The organism is Providencia stuartii, from assembly GCF_029277985.1.
GTDB classification, from domain to species: domain Bacteria; phylum Pseudomonadota; class Gammaproteobacteria; order Enterobacterales; family Enterobacteriaceae; genus Providencia; species Providencia zhejiangensis.
This window is the reverse complement of the sequence record NZ_CP119546.1, coordinates 897,929-918,658: the sequence shown is the minus strand read 5'-3', so window position 1 is coordinate 918,658 and position 20,730 is coordinate 897,929. Positions and strand designations below refer to the sequence as shown.

Below are 20,730 nucleotides of genomic sequence, written 5' to 3'. Positions count from 1 at the left end.
AACACCAGTCAGGTGGTGACTTATGTAATAAAAGTGCTATATTATTAGCACAGCGAAAACTGTTAGCGCTGCTAGCCCGTATTTGAATATTACAGATATAATTATTGATAATTCTAAAAAACTACACCTATTTTTTACAATTTTATATAACCTAAGATATTGATTAATAAATACTTAAGTTAATTATCAAGGTGTGTTATTTAGTTTGTACTCGATTATTTTGATATAGAAATACACATAGCAAAGGTTAGTCTCGCCTGCGGAGGTGATTATGGATGAATATTCACCCAAAAATTATGATATATCAGAGTTAAAATACTTGTGTAACAGTTTGAATAGAGAAGCAATTTCAAGCTTACAGAAAACAAATACACATTGGATAAATGATTTAAGCTCACCACAAAGTGTACGGCTCAATGAGCTTATTGAACATATAGCCGCCTTTGTATGGCAATATAAGATCAAACATCCAAAAGATAATCTCGTTATATCATTAGTAGAAGAGTATCTTGACGAGACTTACGATTTATTCGGTAGTCCGGTAATAACGTTAAGTGAAATTATTGACTGGCAGAGTATGAATCAAAATCTTGTCGCTGTACTTGATGATGATTTAAAATGCCCTGCAAGCAAGACCTAAAGATATTATTCACCACTAAATAAACTATAACATAGCATGTTATAAAGATTTTTAATTATCAATAAAAGAAAGGGTATTATGACCAAAACTGATTATCTGATGCGTTTAAGAAAATGCACAACCATCGATACACTTGAGCGTGTTATTGAAAAAAATAAGTATGAGCTTTCTGAAGACGAGCTGGAACTATTTTACTCAGCCGCAGATCACCGTCTTGCAGAACTCACTATGAATAAACTTTATGACAAAATTCCAGCCTCTGTTTGGAAATTTGTTAGATAACTACTTATTAATATGCTCAGATAATAACTGGTTATAGCCGGTAATTTATTTTATCGGCTTAATGTGTGTATTGACTTTAATTTATTAATTATTACAAAAAAATATCACCATTCTACATAGACTTTACTTATCTAAACATAATCGTTGCCCACTAGATAGATTTAGCTTTTAATGCTTAAACAATAGTGCAATGTTTATTCATAAAAATTTGTAGCGCCCTATAAATAATGGTCGAGCTATCCCATTCGTCGCCAAAATGAATAATCCATAACTTACACTTGTATTATGAATATCATTTTTAGTTGTATATAAGACTAAAAAATAATAAGGGATAAATGGAAGAAAGATAAGTGAACGGCTTATGATTGGGTGGGAGCCCTGCCAGCGACATCCCGGCACACACATCCCCTGCCATGGCTGCTTCCTTCCGGACCTGACCTAGTTAACAAGTTAGCGTTGCGGGAGAACCAACAGAGCCCCCATTGATTGCTTCCTAAAAAGCAGGTGGCATTATGCTTGATGATGACTAAAATAGCAAGGAAAGCGCTGTTAAGTGCTGGTTTATTACACAATAGCAAATCACTATTAAGCTTGATAAAAATAGACTCAATTATTTCGTAGGCTCAAGTACTAATTGAATATTATTTGTGACGCCATCATTCATCACTATACTTTCAGCCTTTGAAACAAACCATAAATCACCATCAACAGACACCGTAGCTCTTAGCGCAAGATGTGCATTCTGACGTACTTCATCCTTTTGGTAGCTCAGTTCAAAAGGAAAGACAAATTGCTTCTCTTTTACTTGATAATATTTTTGCGCCAAAATCAAATCAGGTAACTCAGCGATAGAAATATCAGCTAAGGTCACCGTAATTAATGCATTTCCAGGCAATACCGCTTGTTGCGGGATAACCATTTGCCCCTTGATAACCTTCGCATCCACACTCTTTTTCGTTGGATGACTGTGATGACCTAACTTTGTCTCATTCGCTTTATTATTATTACCTTCACACCCCCCTAAAAAAGCCAACGCGATAAAGCTAATGATAAATAGGTTTAATTTCATAATAATTGCCTAAAAAACAATTTGTTATCAGAGGATATTTACATTATTTCATTTTAGTTGTAATTTTTAACCACCAAAGATCAGATTATAGCCAAAAATAACTATCAATAAAATACTATCTCAAAATGTAACTGCGCATATCAAGATATAAATTTCATAAAAAAGTCATATTCAGCCTAGGCAATAAGGTGTTTCAAGTCGCAAGCCGCTATCCTCATCACTTTGCGACGTAAAATCGATAACACAAAAACAGTCTACCTATTTTTATGTATTAATGGGAAAATACAATCATCTGATATTTATTAATCAATATTCAAGGTTGCTATGAGTCCAGAATTACAAAATTTAATCAGCCTATTAGAATTGGAAAAGATTGAAGAAGGTATTTTTCGTGGTCAAAGTGAAGATCTCGGACTACCTCAAGTTTTCGGTGGGCAAGTCGTTGGCCAAGCCATGTATGCGGCAGAACAAACCATTCCTGAAGATCGCTTAATTAATTCATTCCATAGCTACTTCTTACGCCCAGGTGATAGCCAGCGCCCAATTGTTTATGATGTAGAGATATTAAGAGATGGCGGCAGTTTTAGCACACGACGAGTCAGTGCAATACAACATGGTAAGCCTATCTTTTTTATGACGGCATCTTTCCAATCCCAAGAGGATGGATTTAACCATCAAAATTTAATGCCTGAAGTCCCATCACCAGAAACATTAATCTCTCAAGATGACATCATTCAGCGTTTGGCTACTCAGTTACCCGAATCTGTTAAAAAGTATGCTTTGCGCCCAAACCCTTTTGAGTTTCGTCCAATCGAGTTTTATAGTCCTTTCGACACTCCCCCACAGGAACCGTTTCGCTATATTTGGTTTAAAGCGAAAGGGCAATTGCCTGATATTCCATCATTACATAATTATTTATTGGGCTATGCGTCTGACTATAATTTTCTCCCCGCAACGCTCCAACCACATGGCCGTGGCTTTATGGAGAGAGACTTACAGGTTGCCACAATTGACCATTCTATGTGGTACCACCGCCCCTTTAAAATTGATGACTGGCTACTCTATGCTATAGAGAGTCCTTCAGCCTCTGGAGGCCGTGGGTTTGTTAAAGGACAAATTTATAACCAAAGTGGGGAGCTAGTAGCAACAGCGGTCCAAGAAGGGGTGATCCGTAAAAGAAAGCCGCGTTAATTGGCAGGTAAACCAACGCAAGTACTCACTAACTAAATAGGGTAAGATAGAAAGCTCACCTCTTATCTTATCCTTTTATATTAAAACCCTATTCGTTCATGCGTCACAGCTCTTCATTATTATTGTGAGAAGAGTATTTTCCATGTTTGAATGGCAGAATCTATTGATCTGCCATTCTTATTGGGTATATATAATGTGAGTACTAACTAACATCATATAAATACAAGTTAATTATAAGCACTCTCACCATGATAGGTAATATCGAGTCCCTCTCTTTCTTGTTCAACCTCAACACGTAAACCTGTTAGTTTATCCGCTATCAAAAATGCCAAATAAGCGACAATTGCAGTCCAAATCACACAGATTAGTATGCTAAATGCCTGAACACCAACTTGTTTAAGCATTGTCACTCCCTCGGCATAACCTAACCCCCCTAATGTTGCAGAGGTAAATACGCCTGTTAATAAGCAACCAACTACGCCACAAACACCGTGTACGCCAAAAACATCACATACATCGTCGACTTTTAACCAACGTTTTAAAACGACCACCCCCCATAATCCAGCAACCCCAGATATTAGGCCTATTACCAATGCGCCAGCAATTCCAACCGTACCGGCTGCCGGTGTGATGCCGACTAATCCAGCTAAACAGCCAGAACAAGCCCCCAATAATGACGGTTTATCTCTAAACACCCACTCCGCAAGTACCCAAGATAAAATTGCGCCGGATGCCGCTACAACGGTATTAATAAAGGCCAAAGCTGCAATAGAATTCGCACTTCCAGCAGACCCAGCATTAAAACCGAACCAACCAATAAATAAGATCGCCGTTCCCATAAATACCATCGGCAAGTTATGGGGTTTTATGGCTTCTTTTCCGAAACCCGTTCTTTTTCCAAGTAAGTAAGCACCAACAAGCCCAGCGACTGCTGCATTAATATGAACAACCGTTCCCCCCGCAAAATCCAGTGCGCCATCTTGGGCAAGTAATCCCCCGCCCCATACCATATGAGCCATAGGTAAATAAGCAAAGGTTGTCCAAATAAAAGCAAATATCAGTATGGCTGAAAATTTAACCCTTTCGCCTAAAGCACCAACCACCAGCGCAACCGTTAAACTGGCAAAAGCCCCTTGGAATGCCACATGAACAAATTGTGGGATCGTTGCTGCTAAGCTTTCGACGCTAATTCCTTTAAGCATAAATTGGCTTAATCCACCGAAAAAATCATTTCCTTCACTAAAGGACAAGCTATAACCATATATCACCCAAATGACCGAAACGAGAGCAAAAATAACCATCGTTTGAGCCATAAGTGACAATACGTTTTTGCTTCTCAGTAATCCGCCATAAAATAAAGCGATACCAGGAATGATCATAAATAAGACCAATGCAGTACAAACCATCATAAATGCATTGTCGGCTTTATCTACACCGTCCTCAGCAGCAAACACATTCACAGGAAAACTCGCTATAAATAACCAACATAAAACCTGAAACAATTTACTCATCGCTGTTCTCCTATAGTGCATCGTCTTGTTTCTCACTCGTGCGGATACGTATGGCTTGCTCAAGGTCGAATACAAATATCTTCCCATCGCCAACCTGGCCTGTATTCGCCGCTTTTTCTATCGATTCAATGACCTGTTCTGAAAATTCATCTGAAACAGCGACTTCGAGTCGCACCTTAGGTAAGAAATCCACCGTATATTCTGCGCCACGATACAGCTCAGAATGCCCCTTTTGACGACCAAAACCACGGACTTCAGTAATAGTCAGACCTTGTATACCTATATCTGAAAGCGCTTCTCTTACTTCATCCAACTTAAAAGGCTTAATGATTGCGATGATATATTTCATTTTCCCTCCGGATAATATGATCCCCTGCCGATTCAGCTAAAGGTGCGCGATAGCAACATCACTGATTGCAAAAACCTTAAGGCAAATAACATGCCAAAATTAATTAGGCTTATAATTCAAACAGTAATGGCAAAAAAAAAGCCACTCTCTCGAGTGGCTTTTTTCTTATGCATTAAAAGTGTGCAAAATAATCAGTTCAATATTGTTTCAGGCTCAACATCATCATGTAAATTGAGCGATTCACCAACCTGCTGAAGTTGATACATTTGGTAATAGCGCCCTTTTTGTTGCAGTAATTGAGTGTGCTTTCCTTTTTCAACAATTGCACCACGATGAAGCACAACAATTTGATCGGCATCGACTATCGTGGATAATCGATGGGCAATAACAACTAGCGTAGTTGTCTGGCGAATAATACGCAGTGCTTTTTGGATCGACTGCTCCGTTCCTGAATCAATATTCGCTGTTGCCTCATCAAGGATCAGTATTTTCGGTGTTACCACTAATACTCGCGCCATGGCTAACAGCTGTCTTTGCCCAACTGACAGTGTATTTCCTTGTTCACCCAATAATGAATCCAAGCCATCAGGAAGTAAACGAACGTGCTCAGCTAGCTGTACAGTTTCTAATACTTGCCAAACTTTTTCTTGTGTTACATCACGCCCTAACGCAACATTATCAAAGAAGGAAGCCGCGAGTACGACCGGATCTTGTTGCACCATTGCGATGCCATTACGTAAAACTTGGTGAGATAGAGAGTGTAACGGTCTACCATCGAGTAGGATTTCACCTTGTTGCCAAGGGTAATACCCCATAATTAGGTTTGCGATGGTACTTTTACCGCTTCCTGTATGCCCAACAAGCGCAACAAAGCTATTCTCAGGCACATGAAGATTAATATCTGTTAAGACTTTTTTATCTTCGCGGTAAGCAAATGATAAATCTTGAATATCGATAGCCCCTCCCTGTAATGGCTGTACATTCTCGCCATAACCTTGTTTCGGGCTATCCATTAACTCAAATACGCGTTCCCCTGAGACCACAGCTTGCTGCAACATCGATTGCTGGGAAGTCAGCTCAATTAATGGCTCATTTAAGCGGCCAAGGTAGTTGATAAAGGCATAGAGCACCCCCACCCCAATGGTCGCTGTACCATCAAAACCGAATAAAAGTAGCAATCCGCAAAGCACTGACGCGGAAATTAAACTTAATAGGGGACGCAATAACACCCCATCGAGTTTTAGTGCTTTCATTCTCGCGAGATAGTGATCTTGGCTTGCTTCAAGCATTTTCTCACCAAATCGAGCTTGTTGGCGAAATTGCTGAATAACCGTCATGCCATTAATCACTTCATTAAATCCATTATTAATATCGGCAAGATAAGAACGCACTCGACGGACAATGGGTGTACTCAATTTTTGATAGATAAGCATCACGACCACTATCGCAGGAAAGATCATAATGGCGACCAAAGCCATACGCCATTCCAGAGTAAACATAGCAACTAACATGGCACAAATTAGCGCTAAGCTACGAAACACAGTGGGTACGACGGTCACAAATAGATCTTTAATGACCTCTGTGTCATTAGTCACGCGAGAAATAATTTGTCCTACAGGCTGTTTATCAAAAGCACTCAACGGTTGTCTTAACGCCGAATTCATAACATCGGTACGTAAAGTCTGTACAACACCTACCGCTGATTTATTGAATAAGATAGTTTGATAATAATGAAGAAGTGCTGCAATAACCTGCAATAGCACAAAGCCAACCGCTAGATATATTGTGAGTGGCATAATGATTTGTTTCTTGGCAACCATGTTGTCAATGAAATAACTAATCAACAAAGGTCCACTCACTTCGGCGGCCGCAGCAACCCATAGCATGATAATAGCCAATGTCATCGTACTACGATGCGCTTTTCCATAGCTTAGTAGACGTTTTAAGGCTGGCCATAGTGGTTTTTTCTGACTCATAAATCACCATCCAAAGCCGCTTCAATTTGTTGATAATGATACATATCTTTATACCAACCCGGTTGAACAGTGAGTGTTGAATGAATACCTTCAGACACAATACTTCCTTGGGACAAGACTAAAATATTATCAGCCTCAACTAATGCAGATAGACGATGTGCAGTAATAATCAATGTCTTGCCTTCACGCCAACGGCTCAAGTTTTGTAAAATAGCATGTTCCGTCTGCCCATCAACAGCCGAGAGAGCATCATCTAAAATTAAAATTTCTGCATTTTGCAAAATAGCTCGTGCAATCGAGAGCCGCTGTTTTTGTCCCCCAGACAACATAACGCCTCGCTCACCAACCTGTGTTTGGTAACCTTCCGGTAACCTCAGGATATCATCATGCACGCAAGCAATACGTGCCGCTTCCTCAATTTGCTCTATTGTTGCTTGTGGACTACCTAATGCGATATTCCCTGCCACAGTATCAGAAAATAAAAAAGGAGATTGATTCACAACAGCTAATCGACTTCGCCATTCATTTAAGCGAATCTCAGGCAGCGGCTTACCTTGGTAGTGGATTTCCCCTTCAGTCACATCGAATTGACGCTGAATTAATGCAAGTAGTGTTGATTTGCCTGAACCTGTTGGTCCGCAAATTCCCAAAAACTGACCGGGTGGGAGTGTGAAATGAATATCATGAAGCGCGACCCGTTCCGCTTCTGGATAACAAAACGCCTTAATATGCGCCTGTAATTCTCCTCTTTCGCCTAGAAGAGATTGCTGACCATCTTCAATGTCTATAGGTTCATCCAGTAAAGCACGGATACGGCTATAGGCTGCGCTACCACGTTCAACGATGTTAAACATCCATGCCAACGCTAGCATAGGCCAAATCATTAATCCCAAATACATGACAAAGCTAGTGAGTTCACCGAGAGTCAGCGTGTCATGCAGCACCATCCAACTCCCCCCAGCGATAGCCAAGAGGTTTGCCATACCGATAGCAATAAAAATCGTCGGGTCAAAACGGGCATCAACTCTAGCGACATGCATATTGCGTCGACCCGCCTCAGTCGCGACTTGTTCGAACTGATTTGATTGATGATCCTCAAGGCCAAAAGCCTTTATCATGCGAATGCTGGTTAAGCTCTCTTGTGCATGATTATTTAATGAAGAGAATGCACCTTGAGCATGTTTAAATCGATGATGTAATTGATCACCATAACGTTTAATCACTAACGCCATAATAGGCATTGGAATCAATGCTAATAATGTTAGTTGCCAACTAATTTCCACGCTCATCATGACCAATACAGCACAGCCCATAACTAATGAGTCAACAAATGTGAGCACTCCTTCACCCGCAGCAAATACCACTCGGTCAACATCATTAGTGGTTCGAGCAATCAAATCTCCTGTTCGGTATCTTTGATAGAAAGATTGATTTTGTAGGCTTAATTGACGGTAAAATTTTTGTCGTAATTGCACCGCTAGCTTATAAGACGCACCAAATAACCAAATACGCCAGACATAACGAAGACCGTATACAACAACAGCAATGAATAACATCAATGCCACATACGACACTAACTGAGTTGTAGCCATGGTTTGATTGCTAATCCCATCCACAACGATACCCACAAGTCGCGGTGGAACAAGCTGTAAGATAGCTATAATGATTAAAAAGCAAACCGCACCAATATAGCGTCGCCATTCACTCAAAAAATACCAGCCAAGTTGTGAAAATAATCGCACTGAATTACTGCCTTGAATAAGATTTAATATTTGCCATGGTGTGGCATCCTAATGGTGCAAATGCTTAAGAAAAATAGGCGTAATACCATTAATCAGGGATAGGTAACACCGTAGTATACTTGATTTTTTCCATTGCAAAACTAGAGGTTACATCAATAAGCCCATGAACACCATTAACTAACTTTTTATAAAATAAGTCATAGGATTTCATATCTTTGACTTCAACTTGCATAAGATAGTCATACTCCCCAGCCATGCGATAAAACATAAGTACCTCTGGAAGCTGACTAACAAAAGAAACAAATTGCTCATACCACTCGCTGTTGTGATGCTGAGTTTTGATCATCACGATAACGGTTAAGCCCAAGCCTAACTTTTCGCCGTCGAGTAACGTGACTTTACTCCGAATATATCCCTCATCTTCTAAGCGTTTTAGCCTTTTCCAACAAGGTGTTGATGTTAAATTCACCGCTTCTGCAAGTGCATTCAAAGATAGACTGCTGTCATTTTGCAGCAAGCGAAGTAACTTTTTATCTATCTTATCTAACATATTTGCTCTCTTAATATTTATAAAAAAATGTCACGGTTACGGCTATATAATAGAATTATTTTACCTAAATAGACTGACAACAGCATAAATAATTTATCAATCTGTGTTAAAAGACAAAAATACCGCTATCCATCAAAGGCTAGCACCATTAACATGGCGCTATAGCAACCTGTATATTCATTTTTGTTGGAGTAAGAGGAATATTTATGAAACGCGCTGTTGTTGTCTTCAGTGGTGGTCAAGACTCGACGACTTGCCTCATCCAAGCGTTAAAAACTTATGATGAAGTCCATTGTGTCACTTTTGATTATGGGCAACGTCATCGCTTTGAGATTGAAGTGGCCCAAAAGCTCAGCCATTCACTTGGAGCAACTGCACACAAGGTGCTTGATGTCACTCTCCTCAATGAACTCGCAGTGAGCAGTCTAACTCGTGATAATATTCCAGTGCCTGACTATCAAGAAAGTGAGTCTAGCGGGTTACCCAGTACATTTGTTCCGGGGCGAAATATTCTTTTTTTAACGCTAGCTGCCATCTATGCCTACCAAGTGCAAGCGGAAGCCGTTATCACCGGGGTTTGTGAAACGGACTTCTCGGGCTACCCTGACTGTCGAGATGAATTTGTCACCGCACTTAATCATGCCGTCAATCTAGGACTGGCGAAAGACATTCGTTTTGAAACACCGTTGATGTGGTTAAATAAAGCGCAAACTTGGGCTTTAGCTGATTTTTATGGTCATTTAGACACAATACGACAAGAAACTCTGACTTGCTATAACGGCATACAAGGAGACGGCTGTGGAGAGTGCGCTGCATGCCATCTTCGCAGTAAGGGCTTAAACGACTACTTGAGCGATAAAGAAACTGTGTTATCTTCACTCAAAAAAATGACTAAACTCATCTAGTTACCTGAATATAAGGGGGCTAGAAAAGAGTACTCTTTCCGGCCCCCTTGAATGCGTTAAGCGTCAACAAACGCTTCAGCGTTAGCTTGTGACAACAATTCAAGTTTTTCGAGTAACTCACCATCAATACTAATGGCTTTATTTAACGATAAATCAATAAATACAAAAGTCACCATTGCATCAGAAACAACCTCTTTCTTTCCTTGTCGTTCACGAATTATTTGCTGATAACATACCGCACTTCTAGCACCAATTTTCTCAATACGTGTAGTCACGACTAATTCATCACCAATGACTGCACCATGAAAATAGTTCACATTGATATTAACCGCAGCCATTGTCAGCTTTTTCTTCAGGGCCCATCCAATGAAATCATGTTGCTCCATCCAAGCCCAACGATCTGACTCATAGAACTCAAGATAGCGTGCATTATTAACATGCTGGAAAACATCAATGTGGTAACCTCTAACTTTAATTTGCGTTGCCATAACTACTCCGACCAGTTGCCTCTGTTTACAAAAACATAACAAATAATTATGGCTCTTGCTGAAATAATCTATTTTATGTGATACACATCAAATTATTTATTTAACAAAATATGAGTAATACAAAAAGAGCCTGTTCATAAACATGATTCATATCACCCATTTCACGGTATGAAGTGCTCACATATTAATGTGAGCACTCCACTTGTTATAAGGTCAATTTACTTCGGTTTTTTTCTAAAAATGCAGGCCCTATTCCACGCACCTCTAAAATATTTTCAATAGTATTAAATGCCCCATATGTATTTCTATACTCAACAATTGCCTTTGCCTTTTGTATACCAATACCATGAAGCTTTTTTGCTAATTCTTCTGCACTAGCCTGATTAATATTAACTTGGGCGATGTCATCGACACCCGCTGGTAATGTTTTTTCTTCTTGAAAATGTTTGTTTGTCATCGTCTTATCAGGCTCGATTTTTTTAGCTAATACTGCGTGTGAACACATCAACATCGAGGAAATGACGACGATACTCCCTAGTGACTGCTTTATAGATTTCATCCATGTCATTGGCTTTCTCCTGTTTTAAATTGAGATAGCACAATGCCAAAATCAAAAGACAAACGCTGTTTTCGCTTAACAGAAATAAGAAAGGCCACCCAAAGGTGGCCTTAAGATAGATTCAATTACAATTGTAATTGCGAACAGCGTCTCAAATTACTCGAGGTTCAATACTTCAACTTTGGCTTTCTCACGCAAGTTAAGCATCAACGCTTCATTTACCGCACTGCCCATCATACCTTGGTACTCTTTGGTCAGTTGGGCTAGCTCTTCATCAGACGCTTTACCTGGGATCACTTTATCAAGCTGAATAATGACTAAGTTATCTTGTGCATCTCGAGCCGTCGTATAAGTCACCTTACCTTCGCTTGGTTTCGCCATCGCCATTGCTGCACCAATAATTGGTGTTTGAGGCATCATACGAGAAACGGTTTCAGGAGCAGTAAACTTAACATTAGCAGCGCTCAATGCAGCCTCGCCTTTACCTTCTTTCAGTGCAGCGACTAATTTATCGCCTTCTGCTTTCAGCTCAGCATCTGCTTTTTTACGTTTAACTAATGCTTCGATTTGAGATTTAACGGTTTCGAATGATTCAGTTTGTTCCGGCTTATATTGGGTAACACGGACGACAAACGCACGGTCACCTTCAACATTAATCACATCCGAGTTAATCCCCGTTGAACCATTTTTATCCACTAAACGCTCACTAAATATTTCGTTAATGACTTTAGGGAAGTTTAAAGCGGCCGGTGGATTATTTTTATCAAACCAGTCGGTGGTTACCACTTTTAAGCCTGATACCTCTTCTACTGACGCTAAAGACTCATTGTCATTCGTCGCTGCTTCACTGACTTTTTGTTGCAAGTCATAAAACTGTTTAACATTTTTATCTTGCGTTAACGTCGTCTTAATCGAATCTTTGACTTCATCGAAAGGTTTCGTGCTTTCAGGCTTAATATCATCTAAACGGAAGATAACAAAGTTTGAGCCAGACTTGATCGGCGCAGAAAGTTGCCCTTTCTCAGTTAATTTCGCATTCGCAATCTCAGCGGGTGTTGAGGCTTCTTCCATCCACCCGATCACACCTTTATTGCCGGCACTAAACTTATCCGTTGATTTCTCAGAGGCTAACACGTCGAATTGCGCCCCCGCTTTTAGCTGATCAAGGATTTCATTCGCTTCTTTCTCTGAAGCAACCTGAATCATACTGTAGTGGTTTTGCTGAGCCTGAGTATAATTTTTCAGATTTTGATCATAATAAGTTTTTATTTCTGCATCAGAAACGGTCAGTTCAGGTAGAGAAGCGGCATCAATCTCAACATAGCTGACCTGAACTTTTTCAGGAGAGATAAAACTGTTCTGATTCGCATTGTAGTAATCTTTTAATTCATCTTCAGTCGCAGTCTGTTTAGCTTCAATATCAGCTAATGACAGGGTCGCTGTACGAATTTCACGTTCTTGCAAAAATAATTCAGCGTAATTTTTCACTTCTGAAGGTAAAGCAAAGTCACTACCAGTAAATGCCTTAGCCAATTGAGCACGCACTAAGTCAGTACGAATTTGCGCCGCGAAATTATCCGCATTGACATTGTACTGGCTTAAAATATTACGGTATTTTTCACTATCAAATTTCCCATTCGTTTGGAAAATCGACATAGCAAAAATGGCTCTTTCTATCTGAGCATCACTCGCTGACAGATTTAACTCATTAGCGTACTGATTGATTAATTCGTTATTAATCAAGTTATCCAAAGCTTGTCGGCGTAATAATTTCATGCTTTCTTCATTACCCGCAACTTCAGAAAACTTATCTCCCAAATATTCTTGTAAAGATTGACGCTCTTGTGCGAAAGCCTGTTGTAGTTGCTCCCTGCTAATTGGCTGCCCATTTACTTCAGCAGCATCATTACTTGTACCGCCAATCATGTAACCAGCAACCCCTGTCAGCACGAATGACAGGATAATGATAGCCAGTATCAGTTTGATAAAAGGACTGTTCACCTTCGTGCGTAGATTGTCCATCATAAAAAGGCTTAACTCCGCTTTGTTAAATTCAATTTCCTAATAATACGCTAATCTTAACTCAGATTGAAAAAAAAGCGCACCATTTCCATGATGCGCCTCTATATTAGCTGATTAATAATTTTCAGTCAGTGAGTGTTTTGAAAAAAAATAAAACAATCCCAAAATAAAACTGAATTAGCTATTAACTGCGTCTTTTAAACCTTTACCCGGACGGAAAGCAGGTACTTTCGCCGCAGCGATCTTAATCTCTTTACCTGTTTGTGGGTTACGTCCTGTGCGAGCGGCACGTTCACGAACGGTGAATGTACCAAAGCCAACTAAAGCAACATCATCACCTTTGCTCAGTGAACTAGTGACTGATGCAACAAACGCATCAACAACACGGCCAGCTGCAGCTTTAGAAATATTCGCTTCAGAAGCGATTTGATCAATCAGTTGAGACTTATTCACTCTTATCATCCCCATATTAGTTTTGACTATGATCTTAATTAGGCTATTAAGCTAATTAATGATGCAGCCGTTATATCAATCCTGAATGCCAATGGCAAGAGAACAGATTACATCCAAATAATTATCAGAATCATCGTTAAATTAGCGACGAAAAAAAAGGCTGACAACCCCTAAATAGGTTATCAGCCATACTTTTATGCAAACTTCTTGATTCAGCTCACTCTTTTTGACTTATTTTTTACGATTTCCACACCAAATGGCGGGTTCGCTAATGCCAAAGAGAGGACTTCCTCAATAGTTTTAACAGGGTGAATTTCCAAATCAGCAATCACATTTTCTGGAATTTCTTCCAAATCACGTTTGTTCTCAAATGGAATTAATACCGTTTTAATACCACCACGATGTGCTGCAAGTAATTTTTCTTTCAGTCCACCAATTGGTAATACAAGACCTCTTAGCGTAATTTCACCTGTCATTGCGACATCCGCTTTAACAGGATTACCTGTTAAGCAGGAAACTAAGGCCGTTGACATAGCAATACCTGCACTTGGGCCATCTTTCGGTGTCGCACCTTCAGGTACGTGAACATGAATATCGCGTTTCTCATAGAAATCGCTATTGATGCCCAGTTTTTCTGCTCGAGCTCGAACAACAGTCAACGCAGCTTGAATAGATTCTTGCATCACTTCACCTAATGAACCAGTATAAGTGAGCTTACCTTTACCAGGTACACAAGCTGTCTCAATCGTTAACAAGTCACCGCCGACCTCGGTCCACGCCAATCCGGTGACTTGACCTACACGGTTTTCCGTATCGGCTTGACCATAATCAAACTTACGAACACCTAAGAAATCCTTCAGGTTATCAGCATTAATTTCGATATGTTTCAGCTTCTTATCCATTAATAAGGACTTAACCGCTTTACGACACAGTTTCGAAATTTCACGCTCTAAACCACGGACACCCGCTTCACGAGTGTAGTAACGGATAATGCCAATGAGTGCACTATCATCAATCGTTAGCTCATTCTTTTTCAATGCGTTGCGTTGGATTTGCTTCGGCAGCAAATGCTGCTTAGCGATATTTAATTTCTCATCTTCTGTATAGCCAGACAGACGAATAACTTCCATACGATCGAGCAATGGCGCAGGAATATTCATCGAGTTAGACGTAGCCACAAACATCACATCAGAAAGATCGTAATCAACTTCCAAATAATGATCGTTAAATGCGACGTTTTGCTCAGGATCTAACACCTCGAGTAATGCAGAAGCAGGATCACCTCGCATGTCAGAAGACATTTTATCAATCTCATCTAACAGGAACAGCGGGTTTTTCACTCCAACTTTTGCCATTTTCTGGATCAGTTTACCCGGCATAGAACCGATATAGGTACGGCGGTGACCACGAATTTCCGCTTCATCACGTACGCCACCTAATGCCATGCGAGTGTACTGACGGCCTGTTGCTTTTGCGATAGATTGACCAAGTGAGGTTTTACCTACCCCTGGTGGTCCAACCAAACATAGGATTGGGCCTTTAATCTTACTGACACGGCTTTGTACCGCCAGATACTCTAGGATACGTTCCTTAACACGCTCTAGGCCATAATGGTCTGTATCTAGTACTTCTTGCGCCTTAACAAGGTCTTTTTTCACTTTGCTACGAGCATGCCATGGTACCTGAACCATCCAATCAATGTAGCTACGCACTACTGTGGCTTCTGCTGACATTGGAGACATCATTTTTAGCTTTTGCAATTCTGCTTCAGCTTTCTCATGAGCCTCTTTTGGCATTTTTGCTTCTTCAATTTTGCGTTTCAGCGCTTCGTATTCATCGGGCGCATCATCCATTTCACCAAGCTCTTTTTGAATCGCTTTCATTTGCTCATTCAAATAATATTCGCGTTGGCTTTTTTCCATCTGCTTTTTGACACGGTTACGGATGCGTTTCTCAACTTGCAACAGCTCAGTTTCAGATTCCATCATGGCCATCAGGAATTCAACACGCTCAGCAACATTCGCCATCTCTAACACACGTTGTTTATCTGCCAATTTAAGTGGCATATGAGACGCTATGGTATCCGCTAATTTATCGAGTTGATCTTGTTCAATCGAATGCAGCGATGTCAAAACTTCAGGTGGAATTTTTTTATTCAGTTTAATATAGCTTTCGAACTGATTGACAATAGTGCGATAAAGAACCTCTTGCTCTTTTTCATCAAGAAGTTCTGCGACTTTAGCTTGAGCGCTATCTTCATTGTAAAAATCATCTGCATCTTCAGCTTGTTTCACAGCTTCAGGCTGCAAATATTCTGCTTGTGCTAAGAAATACTCGCCATTGTCAGTTAAGCTGCTTATACGCGCTCTTCTTAAGCCTTCAACTAATACTTTAACTGTCCCATCGGGCAATTTCAGCATTTGAATAACTGAAGCTACGGTACCAACAGAAAATAAATCATTAACCCCAGGCTCATCAGTTGAGGCCTCTTTTTGGGCTACCAGCATTACTTGCTTGTCATGATCCATCGCTGCTTCCAGACTGTGAATGGATTTTTCACGTCCAACAAACAGTGGGATCACCATATGTGGGTACACCACTACATCACGCAGAGGCAATACAGGTATTTCAATGCGTTCGGAACGCTCAGGATTCATAAAGCTCTCTCTTCGTTTAGCTTGCGCTAGTTTAAGGGTTTCCAACTATTGCTTAAAAAAGTGTATTTAAAAAGCAAAGAAACCACACTCAGAATATAAACTATATGGGGATAAGATTTTAGCATTCAATGGGTACTTGAAGATAAAAATGAAATGAGGGAGGAACCCTCATTTCACTCATAACTTGTCGTTGCTAAATCCTAGGCGTTAATTATCACCGGAGGCTTGAGCATCAGGTTTGCTGTAGATCAGTAATGGTTCTGATTGTTCATTAATGACATTTTCATCAACAACGACTTTTTCTACATTATCCATAGAAGGCAGGTCATACATTGTATTTAGCAATGCCGCTTCAACAATAGAACGTAAACCACGAGCCCCCGTTTTACGAGCCATTGCTTTTTTAGCAATCGCTTTTAACGCTTCTTCACGGAACTCTAATTCTGTCCCTTCAAGGCTAAATAGCGCTTGGTACTGTTTAGTTAGCGCATTTTTGGGTTCTTGAAGGATCTGAATAAGCGCCTCTTCACTCAATTCCGTTAAAGTTGCCACCACTGGCAAACGACCGATAAACTCAGGGATCAAACCAAATTTGATCAGATCTTCAGGCTCTGTTTGTGCTAACAATTCACCTTCAGTAATTTTCTCGGATTCACCTTTAACCTCAGCAGCAAAACCAATACCTGAACGCGTATTTAAACGCTGACCGATCACTTTATCGAGCCCCGCAAAAGCACCTCCACAGATAAATAAGATCTTAGAGGTATCAACCTGTAAGAACTCTTGCTGAGGATGCTTACGACCACCTTGAGGTGGAACGGCTGCAATTGTCCCTTCAATCAGTTTCAACAACGCTTGTTGTACCCCTTCACCTGAAACATCACGGGTAATTGAAGGGTTATCAGATTTACGTGAAATTTTGTCAATTTCATCGATATAAACAATACCACGTTGCGCTTTTTCTACATCGTAGTCACATTTTTGCAGTAATTTTTGGATGATGTTTTCAACATCTTCACCAACATAACCCGCTTCGGTTAAGGTGGTGGCATCTGCCATCGTGAAAGGCACATCCAAGTAACGAGCAAGGGTTTCAGCCAGCAATGTTTTACCGCTGCCTGTTGGACCAATCAGCAAAATGTTACTTTTACCAAGCTCAACACCTTCGCTGGTTGTATCACCATTCCGTAATCGCTTGTAGTGATTATAGACGGCGACAGCCAATACTTTTTTCGCCTGTTCTTGACCTATCACATAATCATCAAGATGCTCTCTGATCTCATGTGGGGTAGGTAATGCACTACGCTCACGATGAGGAGCCAGTTCTTTGATCTCTTCACGGATGATATCGAGGCATAAATCGACACATTCATCACAAATATAGACTGACGGACCGGCAATCAGCTTGCGGACTTCATGCTGACTTTTTCCGCAGAAAGAGCAGTACAACAGTTTACCTGACCCCTCTTTGCGCTTATCTGTCATCAGTTGACCTCACTTATCGTCAATTTTCCCCCGTTTATTCACTATCTTGCGCGATAAAACGGAGGAATAAATTTCTTTGATATTAATTAAGTATGTATAAACCTTAGTTAATTAACGGCTAGTATAAATATGGTCAACCAAACCATACTCTTTAGCTTCATTTGCAGACAAGAAACGATCGCGCTCTGTGTCACGATTGATTTCTTCGACAGGCTTACCAGTGTGCAATGCCATTAACTCATTCATGCGCGCTTTCACTTTCAGAATTTCCTGAGCGTGAATTTCGATATCGGTCGCTTGTCCTTGATAACCACCGAGTGGTTGGTGGATCATCACGCGAGAATTTGGTAGGCAGAAGCGTTTACCTTTAGTCCCCGCAGCTAGCAAGAATGATCCCATAGAACAAGCTTGTCCCATACAGATCGTACTAACATCAGGTTTAATAAATTGCATTGTGTCATAGATGGACATACCTGCTGTAATCACGCCACCTGGGGAGTTGATGTAAAGCTGGATATCTTTTTCTGGATTTTCTGCTTCCAAAAATAGCATCTGTGCGACAATTAAGTTCGCCATATGATCTTCCACCTGACCTGTCAGGAAGATAATACGTTCTTTTAACAGACGTGAATAAATATCGTATGAACGTTCACCCCGAGAGGTCTGCTCAATGACCATTGGCACGAGTGCCATTTGGGATGCTAGATTTTCCTGACCGCCAAAATATGACATCGAAATCTCCTATTAAAAACTTTCTGGTGCTTGCGCCTAAATTTGCTGTTTGTTCGACTTTTACGCATTCTAAGCAGCAAACAAACAGTTTGTCTTTAAAAATTATCTATCTCACATATTTTCACTGCTATCTCATTTGATTATTTCTTTGTGTTTAGCCTAAAGACCCTCAAAGAAGTGTGCATTAATGAGATGAATTATGCTGTAGAAAACAAGACTCACTGTAAAATAGTTTAACACAAGTCTGTAAGGATTCACGGATTTGTTCTGTAAGATTCACCCAGCCTAACAGCCGATATAATTAGAATATACAGCAACATTTATAATAAAATTAGGGCGAAAATGTTATTTTCAAGACTATCTTCGCTTGTCCTCTAAAAATTAGCTCGATATTAAGGTAGATACTCAGGTGCTCGAGGAACAAAAATCACGGTATACCTTGAACATAAGCGTACCACGCTATCAACCTAATCTGAGAGATGACGCCGATATCATTGACAAAAAACCCGCAGCATACGCCACGGGTTTTTTATTTATAACGCGGATAAAACGAAATTAACCAGCTTGAACTTGGTTCATCAGTTCATTGAAGTTAGTTTCTTTTTCAGTCACTTTAGCCACTTCCAGAATTTTCTCAACCGCTTGTTCTTCAAGAGCTAAGTTACGAACGCTATTCATCAGCTCATTGTTTTTGCTGTAGTATTCGATAACTTCAGTTGGATCTTCATAAGCTGAAGCCATTTCTTCAATCAGAACTTTAACGCGATCTTCATCAGCTTTCAGTTCGTTCGAATTGATCACTTCACCTAACAGTAGGCCGATAACAACGCGACGTTTCGCTTGTTCTTCGAACAGCTCACGAGGCAGTTCCATCGCTTGTTTCTCGTTACCACCGAAACGTTGTGCAGCTTGACGACGCAGAACATCGATCTCACCATCAACCACCGCAGCTGGAACTTCGATGTCATTCGCATTAACCAAACCATCCAGAACCTGAGCTTTAATACGGTTACGTACCGCATTTTTCAGTTCGCGTTCCATGTTTTTACGCACTTCCGCGCGCAGACCGTCTAAAGTGCCGTCAGCAATACCGAAACGCTTGATGAATTCTTCAGTGAATTCTGGCAGTTCACGCTGTTCAACTTTCTTCAGAACGATAGCAAACTTCGCTGCTTTACCTTTCAGGTTTTCAGCGTGGTAATCTTCTGGGAAATTAACTTCGATATCGAATTCTTCACCCGCTTTGTGGCCAACGATGCCATCTTCAAAACCAGGGATCATACGACCTTCGCCCATAACTAGTGCGAAATCTTCTGCTTTGCCGCCTTCAAATTCTTCACCATCGATTGAACCCGTGAAGTTAATTGTGATACGCGAATCAGCCGCTGCGGCTTCAGATGTTTCTTTCCACTGAGCTTGTTGTTTACGTAGCGTTTCCAGCATGTTTTCAAGATCTTCATCTTTAACAGTAACAACTGGTTTTTCTACTTCGATAGTTTCCAGACCTTTTAGTTCGATTTCTGGATAGACTTCGAATTCAACTGAGTAAACAAAATCTTTACCATCTTCCAGCATTTCAGGCTTGTAGCTAGGTGCACCGGCTGGATTGATTTTTTGTTCAATGATTGCGTTGATGAAGTTACGTTGCATCACATCGCCCAGAACGTCTTGCATAACAGACGCGCCGTAACGCTGTTTAACGATGTTCATTGGCACTTTTCCTTTACGGAAGCCATCAACACGTACTTTCTTCGCGACGTTAACCAGCTCGCTGTTTACTGCTTTTTCAATATCGGCAGCAGGAACGGTGATTGTTACACGACGCCCAAGGCCTTGAGTCGTTTCAACAGAAACTTGCATCTTCTTACCTCAAAAAAAATCTTAGTGATCGGTCTACTCCAGAGTTAAGCCATTAAATCATAATGACCTTCTCCCTTCCAGAACCGGGGGCGTTGCTTACACAACGGTCATCCCTGATATCAGAAGCGTCCCGAAACCTTACTGAAAATTAGACGCGACATTATACCGATGCAGATGCCCCGAGTCGAGAAAAGCTGATAAAAGAAGCGATTATTCCTCTTTATTTGTGACTTTTCCGACTAAAAAAAGCACTCCCCAA

Annotated in this window: 18 protein-coding genes and 1 other RNA gene; 4 read left to right on the top strand and 15 right to left on the bottom strand. The window is 40.5% G+C overall.

The features are described from left to right. The first annotated feature begins 271 nt into the window (after positions 1-271). Both tomB and P2E05_RS03910 read left to right on the top strand, forming a co-directional pair. On the top strand, positions 272-640 hold the full coding sequence (gene tomB, locus P2E05_RS03915; RefSeq protein WP_154635730.1) for an Hha toxicity modulator TomB: 369 nt from the start codon (positions 272-274) through the stop codon (positions 638-640). Between the two features lie 78 nt (positions 641-718). Beyond that, the gene (locus P2E05_RS03910; protein ID WP_004927064.1) at positions 719-922 is read left to right on the top strand and encodes an HHA domain-containing protein; all 204 of its coding nucleotides are present in this window, start codon (positions 719-721) and stop codon (positions 920-922) included. 376 nt (positions 923-1,298) lie between these two features. On the opposite strand, the gene ffs is transcribed toward P2E05_RS03910, so the two are convergent. Together ffs and P2E05_RS03900 are read right to left on the bottom strand one after the other, a co-directional pair. Continuing rightward, positions 1,299-1,395, bottom strand: an RNA gene (ffs, locus tag P2E05_RS03905) — signal recognition particle sRNA small type. Positions 1,396-1,532: 137 nt separating this feature from the next. Further along, positions 1,533-1,991, bottom strand: coding sequence for a YbaY family lipoprotein (locus tag P2E05_RS03900; protein WP_196713815.1), 459 nt, complete (start codon positions 1,989-1,991; stop codon positions 1,533-1,535). 324 nt (positions 1,992-2,315) lie between these two features. On the opposite strand from P2E05_RS03900, the gene tesB reads away from it, so the two are divergent. Next, positions 2,316-3,182, top strand: a complete 867-nt coding sequence (gene tesB, locus P2E05_RS03895; RefSeq protein WP_276123015.1) for an acyl-CoA thioesterase II — start codon at positions 2,316-2,318, stop codon at positions 3,180-3,182. 227 nt (positions 3,183-3,409) lie between these two features. Here the strand turns inward: tesB and amtB are convergent, their stop codons facing one another. The 5 genes from amtB to P2E05_RS03870 form a co-directional block, all read right to left on the bottom strand. Beyond that, on the bottom strand, positions 3,410-4,693 hold the full coding sequence (gene amtB / locus P2E05_RS03890) for an ammonium transporter AmtB (RefSeq protein ID WP_276123014.1): 1,284 nt from the start codon (positions 4,691-4,693) through the stop codon (positions 3,410-3,412). A gap of 10 nt (positions 4,694-4,703) precedes the next feature. Beyond that, positions 4,704-5,042 (bottom strand): P-II family nitrogen regulator, encoded by a 339-nt coding sequence (locus P2E05_RS03885; RefSeq protein WP_154622397.1) that lies wholly within the window; start codon positions 5,040-5,042, stop codon positions 4,704-4,706. A gap of 191 nt (positions 5,043-5,233) precedes the next feature. Then, positions 5,234-7,018, bottom strand: coding sequence for a SmdB family multidrug efflux ABC transporter permease/ATP-binding protein (locus tag P2E05_RS03880; protein WP_276123013.1), 1,785 nt, complete (start codon positions 7,016-7,018; stop codon positions 5,234-5,236). Then, entirely contained in the window at positions 7,015-8,760 is a 1,746-nt protein-coding gene (locus P2E05_RS03875) for a SmdA family multidrug ABC transporter permease/ATP-binding protein (RefSeq protein WP_276123012.1), read from the bottom strand. The genes P2E05_RS03880 and P2E05_RS03875 overlap by 4 nt, the downstream gene beginning before the upstream one ends. A gap of 88 nt (positions 8,761-8,848) precedes the next feature. Continuing rightward, positions 8,849-9,310 carry an Lrp/AsnC family transcriptional regulator gene (locus P2E05_RS03870; protein ID WP_163860717.1) on the bottom strand — a complete coding sequence of 154 codons (462 nt, stop codon included), beginning with the start codon at positions 9,308-9,310 and terminating at the stop codon, positions 8,849-8,851. Positions 9,311-9,516: 206 nt separating this feature from the next. On the opposite strand from P2E05_RS03870, the gene queC reads away from it, so the two are divergent. Further along, on the top strand, positions 9,517-10,215 hold the full coding sequence (gene queC, locus P2E05_RS03865) for a 7-cyano-7-deazaguanine synthase QueC (protein WP_154622400.1): 699 nt from the start codon (positions 9,517-9,519) through the stop codon (positions 10,213-10,215). A 56-nt stretch (positions 10,216-10,271) separates the two neighbouring features. On the opposite strand, the gene P2E05_RS03860 is transcribed toward queC, so the two are convergent. The 8 genes from P2E05_RS03860 to tig form a co-directional block, all read right to left on the bottom strand. Then, positions 10,272-10,703 carry an acyl-CoA thioesterase gene (locus P2E05_RS03860; RefSeq protein WP_154622401.1) on the bottom strand — a complete coding sequence of 144 codons (432 nt, stop codon included), beginning with the start codon at positions 10,701-10,703 and terminating at the stop codon, positions 10,272-10,274. A gap of 205 nt (positions 10,704-10,908) precedes the next feature. After that, positions 10,909-11,271: a ComEA family DNA-binding protein gene (locus P2E05_RS03855; RefSeq protein ID WP_276123011.1), complete on the bottom strand. Its 363-nt coding sequence runs from the start codon at positions 11,269-11,271 to the stop codon at positions 10,909-10,911. Between the two features lie 147 nt (positions 11,272-11,418). Further along, positions 11,419-13,287 (bottom strand): peptidylprolyl isomerase, encoded by a 1,869-nt coding sequence (gene ppiD, locus P2E05_RS03850; RefSeq protein ID WP_154622403.1) that lies wholly within the window; start codon positions 13,285-13,287, stop codon positions 11,419-11,421. A 174-nt stretch (positions 13,288-13,461) separates the two neighbouring features. Continuing rightward, the gene (hupB, locus tag P2E05_RS03845) at positions 13,462-13,737 is read right to left on the bottom strand and encodes a nucleoid-associated protein HU-beta (RefSeq protein ID WP_196713809.1); all 276 of its coding nucleotides are present in this window, start codon (positions 13,735-13,737) and stop codon (positions 13,462-13,464) included. A gap of 212 nt (positions 13,738-13,949) precedes the next feature. Beyond that, complete coding sequence (lon, locus tag P2E05_RS03840; protein WP_154622405.1) at positions 13,950-16,394, bottom strand: endopeptidase La; 2,445 nt, start codon at positions 16,392-16,394, stop codon at positions 13,950-13,952. Between the two features lie 207 nt (positions 16,395-16,601). Then, a complete protein-coding gene (gene clpX, locus P2E05_RS03835) occupies positions 16,602-17,879 on the bottom strand; it encodes an ATP-dependent protease ATP-binding subunit ClpX (protein WP_154622406.1) in 1,278 nt (425 codons plus the stop codon). Between the two features lie 111 nt (positions 17,880-17,990). Then, positions 17,991-18,611: an ATP-dependent Clp endopeptidase proteolytic subunit ClpP gene (gene clpP / locus P2E05_RS03830; RefSeq protein ID WP_154622407.1), complete on the bottom strand. Its 621-nt coding sequence runs from the start codon at positions 18,609-18,611 to the stop codon at positions 17,991-17,993. Between the two features lie 555 nt (positions 18,612-19,166). Then, positions 19,167-20,471, bottom strand: a complete 1,305-nt coding sequence (tig, locus tag P2E05_RS03825) for a trigger factor (RefSeq protein WP_154622408.1) — start codon at positions 20,469-20,471, stop codon at positions 19,167-19,169. Positions 20,472-20,730 lie beyond the last annotated feature (259 nt).